Annotated in this window: 11 protein-coding genes; 6 read left to right on the plus strand and 5 right to left on the minus strand. The window is 68.3% G+C overall.

Annotated features, from left to right (window positions below):
- Positions 1-59: 59 nt before the first annotated feature.
- The 4 genes from AB0C04_RS31670 (at position 60) to AB0C04_RS31685 (ending at position 2695) form a co-directional block, all read left to right on the plus strand.
- Entirely contained in the window at positions 60-896 is an 837-nt protein-coding gene (locus AB0C04_RS31670) for a TIGR02452 family protein (RefSeq protein ID WP_357062003.1), read from the plus strand.
- Entirely contained in the window at positions 889-1305 is a 417-nt protein-coding gene (locus AB0C04_RS31675) for a hypothetical protein (protein WP_357062006.1), read from the plus strand. The genes AB0C04_RS31670 and AB0C04_RS31675 overlap by 8 nt, the downstream gene beginning before the upstream one ends.
- Positions 1289-2116 carry a DUF5984 family protein gene (locus AB0C04_RS31680; RefSeq protein WP_357062009.1) on the plus strand — a complete coding sequence of 276 codons (828 nt, stop codon included), beginning with the start codon at positions 1289-1291 and terminating at the stop codon, positions 2114-2116. Before AB0C04_RS31675 ends, AB0C04_RS31680 begins: the two co-directional genes overlap by 17 nt.
- 99 nt (positions 2117-2215) lie before the next feature.
- A complete protein-coding gene (locus tag AB0C04_RS31685) occupies positions 2216-2695 on the plus strand; it encodes a hypothetical protein (RefSeq protein ID WP_357062012.1) in 480 nt (159 codons plus the stop codon).
- Between the two features lie 9 nt (positions 2696-2704).
- Here the strand turns inward: AB0C04_RS31685 and AB0C04_RS31690 are convergent, their stop codons facing one another.
- Both AB0C04_RS31690 and AB0C04_RS31695 read right to left on the minus strand, forming a co-directional pair.
- On the minus strand, positions 2705-3337 hold the full coding sequence (locus AB0C04_RS31690) for a response regulator transcription factor (protein ID WP_357062014.1): 633 nt from the start codon (positions 3335-3337) through the stop codon (positions 2705-2707).
- Between the two features lie 8 nt (positions 3338-3345).
- The gene (locus AB0C04_RS31695; RefSeq protein WP_357062017.1) at positions 3346-4458 is read right to left on the minus strand and encodes a sensor histidine kinase; all 1113 of its coding nucleotides are present in this window, start codon (positions 4456-4458) and stop codon (positions 3346-3348) included.
- A 133-nt stretch (positions 4459-4591) separates the two neighbouring features.
- Between AB0C04_RS31695 and AB0C04_RS31700 the strand changes: the two genes are divergently transcribed.
- Together AB0C04_RS31700 and AB0C04_RS31705 are read left to right on the plus strand one after the other, a co-directional pair.
- Entirely contained in the window at positions 4592-5185 is a 594-nt protein-coding gene (locus AB0C04_RS31700) for a CDP-alcohol phosphatidyltransferase family protein (protein ID WP_357062020.1), read from the plus strand.
- Positions 5182-5652 (plus strand): VTT domain-containing protein, encoded by a 471-nt coding sequence (locus tag AB0C04_RS31705; RefSeq protein WP_357062022.1) that lies wholly within the window; start codon positions 5182-5184, stop codon positions 5650-5652. Before AB0C04_RS31700 ends, AB0C04_RS31705 begins: the two co-directional genes overlap by 4 nt.
- Before the next feature lie 166 nt (positions 5653-5818).
- Here the strand turns inward: AB0C04_RS31705 and AB0C04_RS31710 are convergent, their stop codons facing one another.
- The 3 genes from AB0C04_RS31710 to AB0C04_RS31720 all read right to left on the minus strand — a co-directional run.
- Positions 5819-6949 (minus strand): alpha/beta fold hydrolase, encoded by a 1131-nt coding sequence (locus tag AB0C04_RS31710; protein WP_357062024.1) that lies wholly within the window; start codon positions 6947-6949, stop codon positions 5819-5821.
- Positions 6950-6987: 38 nt separating this feature from the next.
- Complete coding sequence (locus AB0C04_RS31715) at positions 6988-7320, minus strand: DUF5663 domain-containing protein (protein WP_357062026.1); 333 nt, start codon at positions 7318-7320, stop codon at positions 6988-6990.
- On the minus strand, positions 7317-8528 hold a 1212-nt coding region (locus AB0C04_RS31720; RefSeq protein ID WP_357062028.1), incomplete at its 5' end, for a tetratricopeptide repeat protein. The genes AB0C04_RS31720 and AB0C04_RS31715, both read right to left, overlap by 4 nt.

Genomic DNA, 8528 nt, shown 5'->3' on the forward strand with positions numbered 1-8528 from the left:
CAACTGCCTAACTTGCTCAGCGTGCAGAACATCGGTCCTGGTGCATCCGAGTACGTCGGGTGAGTGGTCGTCTTCGCGAGATCGCTCGGCAGACGGTCGCGATCGCCGAGTCGGGACGCTATCGCAATGGCGCCGGTGATGAGGTCGGCATCGGCGAGGCGGTGCGTGCCGCGGTCGCCGGCACCTGTCATCACCTTCCGGACGAGGTGCTCGCGGTGGGAAACGCGGAGCCCGGCGCCGGCAGGGTGGAGGTGACGTACGAGTCGACGTTGCAGGCGGCCCTCCGGCTCGGGCCTGGTGCGGCGTCTCTGGTGTTCGCATCGGCGAAGAACCCGGGTGGCGGGTTCCTCGGCGGGGCGAAGGCGCAGGAGGAGAGCATCGCTCGCTCGTCGGCGCTGTATCCGTGTCTCCTTGCCGCGCCGGAGTTCTATGCGTTCCACCGCGGGCAGCGAGATCTGCGTTACAGCGACCGGGTCATCTACTCCCCGGGCGTGCCGGTGTTCCGGGACGACAAGGGCAACCTCCTCGACCAGCCGTACACGACATCGTTTCTGACCGCTGCGGCGCCGAACCTTGGTGCGGTCGTGCGCAACCAACCCGCGGACGCTGCGGATGTGCCGGCGGTGCTGCTCCGGCGTGCCCGGCGGGTGCTGGAGGTCGCGGCTGCGCATGGGCATCGGGCGATCGTGTTGGGCGCGTGGGGGTGTGGCGTGTTCCGCAACGATCCCGCTACCGTGGCCGGCGCGTTCGCCGATGCGCTGCAGATGGTCGACCGATTCGACCACGTCGTGTTCGCCATCCGCGACGGACTGCCGGGCACACCCGTGTATCGCACGTTCATGGAACGCTTTCCAGGAACAGTCGCGGACTCGACGGCTGGGAACGAGCGTGGGTGAGCGTCGCAGGGCCCGGCGGACCCCGCAGGAGAAGAAGCAGCTCAGCTACGAGCACGACCGGCGGAACAACTATGGCGGGAACGACAAGGCTTCCCGCAAGAACCTCCGCCGTAACAAGCGCTACCCGAACCGGTTCAACCGCCACCACGAGCGGCAGGTGCTCGACGCGGCGGCCGGTCCGGTAGACGAGCGTGGCGCTGACATGGTCGAGCAGACGCTTTACGTCAAGCGCCGGCGACGGTGGCGCAAGTGGCCGGACATACCGTTGGTTGTTCACGTCGAGGCGGCGCTGGAACGTCGGCAGCAGTCGGAGGGCGGCCGAGAAGGCCAGCTGGAGGCGAGGCTGCAACGCCTGCGGGGGCGCGGTGGGCGTTGTCCCGAGCAGGGTGACCGTGGCTTGCCTCGGTAGGTCGGTCAGCCGATTCGGTCGGCTCCGGCTCCGGTTCGAGTTGCGCCCGATTGACCAGGTGGATCCCTGGGGTGGGGACCGGCGAACGCTGCACTGGTTTGGCCTGACCGATGGCTGGTATTGGATCGAACTGAACGGTCACGCGCTGCTGCGCTACTCCGAACAGACGGTGCGCCGCTGGCGGGCCGACGGCCGGCAAGGCTCGCCCCACGTCGACTACTACGTCGTTCGGCTGTGGGAGGACCTGTTGCAGATGCTGCCCGCAGTGCTCGAGCCGGTGCCCGCCGACCTGGTGCCGTTCATCGAAGCCGACTCCACCGACTGGCTGGAGCGGGGTGAGCATGACGAGGACTTCACCGCCGAGGTCTGGTACGGCGACCACGTTCTAGATCTGGGCTATCTGCGCAACGGTCCGGTGATTCGGTGGTGGCGCACCATCATCAACGGGTTCGACGCAGTGACGATCGACTGGTGGAACCGACGCTGCGGGCAGGACATCGATGTCACGTTCGCCGACCCGGTGAGGGGCCGAATGGTCCTCACCACCGAGGAGTTCGTGGACGCCGTGCGGGATCTTGACCGCGAACTGATGGCGGCGATGCACGAGCGGATCACAGTGCTGGAAGAGCGGCGCGTCGTACTGCCTGATGTCGAGTTGGACCTGACCGCGCTGCGTGCCGAGCATCGTGACCGTGCCACCTGGTTGCAGCATGCCTTGGACCGGCGATTGGAAACCGACTGGGCGGCAGTCAGAGCCGGGGCAGCCTTGCTGAAGACACGCCTAATGACCGAGTCCTCCGTCCGCCGGTGAGCGTGACGGCCGAGCCTGGATCGCTCGGACCTCAGATTTCCCTGTTCGAGCACGCTCTCTGCCTGCATCAGCAGGATCCGGTCTCTCCGCTTCCGCGTGATGGCGAACCGTACCCGGACGACGAATTTCACCGCCGGCGGCATCGACCGAAGACCAGAAAAGATCGGCGACTCGATGGCGGTGCCGTTGCTGCCATCCTCGACATGCACCTCGGCAAGGCCGATGGGCATCCGTGCGACCTCGCCGACGCGTTCCACGATGTCGATGTCCCGATCCATCAGAACGAGCACATCGCCTCAGCGGCGCTGCGCGCGGACCGGCAGCAGGTCCGGCAGACCGGCCGGTGGCTGGTGCGGCACAGCACTGATCGATGCTTCCGCGACAGTCGGGCTGGCGCTGCTCGCCACCGATTGGGCGGAGGAAGACATCCCGCTGATCCAGACCATCGGTCTGCTGTCCGACCGGTTCGGGCCGTTGGCCGCCGAGGCGCTGCGACGTCGCCGCGGCGGCGAAGAAGCGTTGTTGTGGTTGGCTCAGCGGACTCCGCCTCACCGCCGGTGGGCCAGTGACTGCAGCTGAGCGTCCTGATTATGAAAGGCCAGCCTGGATGGCCAGGATGGCGGCTCGCACGCGGTCGCGGCTGCCGGTCTTTGCCAGCACGTTCGCGACGTGGGTTTTGACCGTACTCATTGACAGATGAAGATTCTGTGCGATCTCGTCGTTGTTGAGCCCGGCGCCGATCAACGTGAGCACGTCGGTCTCGCGCGCAGTCAGCTGGTAGGCGGCGAGGTCCACGCGGGTAGCCGGACCGGTCGACCGTACGCGTTCCAGAACGGCGCCGGTGATCTCGGCCGAGAGGATTGCGCCGCCGGCCGCGACGGTGCGAACGGCGGACATGAGGTCGTGGGCAGTGCTGCGTTTGAGGAGGAATCCACGCGCTCCGGAGGCGATGGCGTCCAAGACGTATGCATCATCGTCAAAGGTGGTGACGATGATGACGGCCGGGGCATGGGGAATCTTGGCCAGCTCCCGGGTGGCTTGTAGGCCGTCCAGTACCGGCATGCGGATGTCGACCAGGGCGACGTCGATGCGGGGATCGAGGCGGACGGCATCGAGAAGCTGCCGCCCGTCCGCGGCTTCGGCGGCGACGTGGATGTCCGGCTGGGAACGCAGGATCTGGCTGAAGCCGTCGCGGACCAGATGCTGGTCGTCGGCGATCACGACACGGATCATGGCTTCGCCACCGGCAGGATGGCCTCCAGCACCGTACCGCCGCCTGGGCGCCGGTTCACGTGAGAGCTGCCGCCGAGCGCCCGCGCGCGTTCCTCGATGCCGAGCAGTCCCGAGCCGCGCGTTACGGCCTGGGGCGGACCGGTTCCGTCGTCACTCACCCGTAGCCGGGCGTGACCGCCGACCCGGACCAGCTCAACCCAGGCGGTGGTGGCGTTCGCGTGCCGGGCGATGTTGGTGATGGCCTCCTGAGCGATGCGGTATGCCGCTAACACACCCACCTCGTCGAGTCCCAGGTCGGCGTCGAGACGGACGTGCACCGCTACGCCCTGCTGGCGTAGCGGCTCAGCGAGCAGCTCGTCGATGTCGGACAGGCGCGGCGGGGCGGTCACGGCCACCGGTGCGTCCGGGTTGCCGAGATGCACGACGAGCGTGTCGAGCTCGCGCAGGGCGGTGCGGCCACTGTTCGCGATTGTCTGCAGCGCCACTGCCGGGTCGCTGCTGAACTGCCCGGCCTCGGCCTGGACCACCATTGCGGTGACGTGGTGACCGACCACGTCGTGCAATTCGCGGGCCAGGTTGGTGCGCTGTTCGAGCCAGGCAGCCTGGCCACGTAGCTCGGTCGTCTCCCGGGTGAGGGCGTTGCCGCGTGACCACGAGCGCATCAGGACGGCAACGAGGTAGCCGGCCGCCACGAAGACGAAGGGCTGTTCGTAGAGCCCGCGATGGTTCAGCAGGGCGATGGCGAGGGCGCCGGCGGCGCCGGCCACACCAGCCGCCCATCCCAGCCACGGTCGACGGGCAGGATCCTCGCAGGTCGAGACGAACACGAGGGCGGCCGCCGCCAGGCCCAGCTGGACTGACTCACCGGTGCTCACTATCGCCACGAACCCGGCGCAGGCCGCGAAGACCAGTGCCCGAGGGCCGGGAGGCAGGGCCACGGCCGTGAGGGCGGCGGGCAGCACCAACCACACCCAGCCCGCCGGTACGAGCACGTTCTGGTCGACCGTCGTGACCACGACTGTGACGATCAGACCCGCCGCGCCGTAGGCGAGCCGGCGCACTCCTTCGAGGCTGCGCACCCATTGCCCGATTGCTGTCACCACCTGCACAGTCTCGATGATCCGCCTTGGGCCAGCCAGGTACCCAGGTACCAGCCGAACCGGCACCCCGGTACCGCAGCCGCGCCGAGTTCGGCACCCTGGTACGTACCGCCGAACGGCCGCAGAACCGCACGCTGCAGGGGTGACTCTCGTCGACTCCCGGCCGGCCCTGCAGGTCGGCCCGCTGCTCACCATTCCCAACTACATCACCATCATCCGGACGCTCGCCGCCGTCACACTCGGCATCGTCGCCCTCGTTTCCGGTTCTGTCGCCTTGATCGCAGTGGCGTACGGCATCTACTGGCTCGGTGACATGCTCGACGGCCTGGCTGCGCGGTGGCTCGGCCAGGAGACCCGGGCCGGTGCCGTCCTCGACATCGTGAGCGACCGGGCATGCACTGCCGTGCTCTGTACCGGCCTGGTCGCCTTGATGCCCGATGTCTCGCCGGTCGCCATGGTGTTTCTGCCATCGTTCATGGTCCTGGACACAATGCTGTCGCTGGTGTTTCTGTGCTGGCCGGTGACCAGTCCAAACTACTTCTATCTCGTCGACCGGCGCGTGTGGGCATTGAACTGGTCGCCGCTGGCGAAGGCGGTCAACACGGCTGGGGTCATCGGTGCGGTGGCATTCGGCCAATACTCGGTGGCAGTGACTGTGGCATTGGCCGTCCTTTCGGTTAAGGCGTGGTCCGCCGTGGCGGTAGCCAAGCTGCTGAACCGGGACGGCCGGGCGTGAGCGGTGTCGTGGGGGCCGCAGCTGCGCTCGGATACGGTTTCTCCTCGGCCCTTGTCCCGGTCGTCAACGCGGAGGCCTACGCCGTAGTCGCCGCGCGGCCGGGCGGGCACGCCGTGATCGCCGTGGTCGCTCTGGCGGTGGGGCAAACCGCTGGGAAGCTGCTGCTGTTCGAAACCGCCCGTCGAGGAACTGGCCGGTTGGCCCGGAGGCTCGCACGACGCAACCAATCGGGGCGCGTGGCTGCCCGGGCTGCCCGGTGGGCCGAGCCCGTCCGGCGCTGGCTCTCGCACCGCCGCACCGCTCTGCCGACGGTGCTCCTCTCCGCCTCCGTCGGCGTCCCACCGCTCGCTCTGGTCAGCATCGCCGCCGGAACCGCCGGCCTGCGCCACTGGGAGTTCGCCGTCGCATGCCTGCTCGGACGCGTAGTCCGTTTCGCCATCCTCGCCCTGCCCTGGGCCCTTGCGTGACCCCGAGCGCAATCGTGGCGGCTCCGAAGCATCCGGAACGCTGTGACCGGCTTGAGAACGCACTCACCGAACCGAAGTTCGCACGTCGGCGATGAACACTTCCGCGTAGATCTCATCCAGGGGTTGACCACACGAACCCGTCCCCGTCATGGTCTAGACCCAGTCTTCACGGCCTGACGGCGCCAGAGTCCCGGCCGACCGGCCAGTGCTCCTCAATCAGCGACAGCACCCGTTTGACGACCGGATCCCCGGACGCGAATGCCAGCTGCAGCGCCTCCGTCAGTGAGTCGCGCCCCGCATCGCCGAACCGGGCGCACGTACGAATGAGAGCGATCAGCTCCAGCCGCAGGTTCAGCGCACCGCCGAGGTTACCCCGGATGTCCGGCGCGAGGAACAGCACGAACTGGTGGCGGCTGCCGCTGTCGGCGAGCTCCGGAATCGACTGCAGCCCCTCCGCGATCAACGCGATCCCTCGCGGGTCGGGGCCCGGCACCACCACCCCAGCGTCGATCCCGAACGAATGTGCGTCGCGCGGGCCGCCATCGACGTTCCCGGTGGATGGCGGCGTGACCGACGCTGCACGGGGCTCGCGCGGCGCGTCGGACTGCCGTGCCTCCAGAAGGTGATACTTGAGCGCGACGTAGGTCAGGTCGGTGCGTTTGGTAGGCCGGATAATTGACGAGTGGTCACCGGGCAGGACGCCGTGCGACGGAAAGACCGCCATGGCGGAGGCGGGCCGCACGATGTTGTCCGACTCGCCGGCATACGCGGTGATCGGGATTGGGCAACTCGTGCCGGTCACCTCCCGTGCATAGATGACCTTGTCCAGCACCCGCCGCTGAGTGTCGGCGATCGACTCGACGAACGGTCGCAGCGTCAGGTCCTGCGGCTGGCGGAAGAAGCTTCGGACCGAGAGCATGAACTCGGACCCCGAGTTCGGACAGGCGAACAGGACCACGCTGCAGACGCGCCGCAGCTCCTGGCCGCGACCATCAGCCAGGACGTCGGACAAGTACCGCTGCACGATCAGCCCACCCTGGCTGTGCGCGACCAGCACGAGCCGGTCGTGCTCCCGGCAGGTCGTGGCCAGGAAGGTTGCGAACCCTTTGGAGATCGTGTCGAGCGTCGGGATGGCGCGATTTGGCTTCCACTCAAACACCGGGCTGCTGTAGCGGTAGTAGTGCAGGTCGAACCCGCCGACGACATCTGGATCGGTGGACAGCAGCTTGGCGAAGGCGTCCCACGCCTGCGGTGAGGAGAAAAGCCCATGCACGAATACCACCGCGATACGTTTCATGTCCGTCTCTCCTCGTCGAGAACCTCACGCGTGAGCCGTCACCGGTATGGCGCCCATAGGCCAGCCATGGCGACTATGTCCGGCGCCTGCGCGGCGATCTCGGCGCGCAGGCGTTCGTGCTCCTGCGTCACCACCCTAGGATGATCGGGGCAGTTGGCAGCCAGCCATTCGAGCGCCCCTGACTCGTCGCCCCGGTCGATCAGCACCTCGAACTCGTCGAGCTGTTGCTGGCTCATCTGCTCGGCGAGGGCCATGCCCACGCGGAGCTCCAACTCCTCGTAGACCCCCTGCAGGAGCAGCCGGCGGTGCGCCTTGGGGAGCTCATCAAGCCCGATACCCGCCAGCCAATGGTCATCCAGCGATATCTTCACTGTTCGACCGCCTTCCAGACACCGCAGAGCCGTTCCGCGCCGGCCGGGTCCCGCTGCCCCAGCAGCTCGTAGAGCTGCGGCTGCCAGCTGTCCGACGACGTGCGCAACGGGACCACCGCGCGCAGCTCCTGCTCGGCGGCCTCAGCGTCGCCGAGCACGACCAGGGCCAGGCTGCGTAGTTCGCCGCGGCGGAACGGACTCACCATTCGATCATCAGCGTCCAGTGCCTCTCGGCACATCGTCCGGGCCCAGCCCAGATCGTCCCGACCCATTAGGAGCGCAAGCAGGACCCGGGCTTCGAGCACATCCGGGGTGGCATGCCCGACCGCCGTCCGGAGTTCCCGGGTAGCCTCCTCGTACCGGCCACTCAGGAGGAGCACCTCACCCTTGTTGCTGCGCGCGGCGACGTCGGTCGGCTTTGCCGTTAGCACGGCGTCGAAATCGGCGAGGGCCTCCGCCTGCCGACCCCTCCGGCTGCGCACGACCCCTCGATTGATCTGGCACGCGTAGTTGTCGGGGTCGAGCTGGAGTGCGTGGTCGTAGGCGGCGAGGGCATCCTCGTCGCGCCCGACCCGTCCCAGGGTCACGGCGCGGTTGTGGTGGGTGATCGGGTTGTCGGGGTCGAGCTGGAGTGCGTGGTCGTAGGCGGCGAGTGCGTCGTTGTGGCGCCCGAGGTTGCCGAGTGTGGCGCCGCGCGCGGCGTGGCGGCCCGGGTTGTCGGGGTCGAGCTGGAGGGCGTGGTCGTAGGCGGAGAGTGCGTCGTTGTGGCGGCCGAGGTTGCCGAGTGCGACGCCGCGCGCGGCGTGCCGGTCAGCGTTGTCCGGGTCGAGCTGAAGCGCGCGGTCGTAGGCGGCGAGTGCGTCGTCGTGACGGCCGAGCCGTTCCAGGGTCACGCCCCGGTTGTGGTGGGTGATCGGGTTGTCGGGGTCGAGCTGGAGTGCGTGGTCGTAGGCGGAGAGTGCGTCGTTGTGGCGCCCGAGGTTGCCGAGTGTGGCGCCGCGCGCGGCGTGGCGGCCCGGGTTGTCCGGGTCGAGCTGGAGCGCGTGGTCGTAGGCGGCGAGTGCGTCGTTGTGACGCCCGAGGTTGCCGAGTGTGGCGCCGCGCGCGGCGTGGCGGCCCGGGTTGTCGGGGTCGAGCTGGAGGGCGTGGTCGTAGGCGGAGAGTGCGTCGTTGTGGCGGCCGAGGTTGCCGAGTGCGACGCCGCGCGC

Source organism: Micromonospora sp. NPDC048909 (genome assembly GCF_040649635.1).
In the GTDB taxonomy this organism is placed as follows: Bacteria; Actinomycetota; Actinomycetes; order Mycobacteriales; family Micromonosporaceae; genus Micromonospora.

Coding starts and splice junctions, on each gene's coding strand:
- AB0C04_RS31685 (WP_357062012.1), top strand. CDS start 2,216: ATGGCGAACCGTACCCGGACGACGAATTTCACCGCCGGCGGCATCGAC.
- AB0C04_RS31710 (WP_357062024.1), bottom strand. CDS start 6,949: ATGAAACGTATCGCGGTGGTATTCGTGCATGGGCTTTTCTCCTCACCG.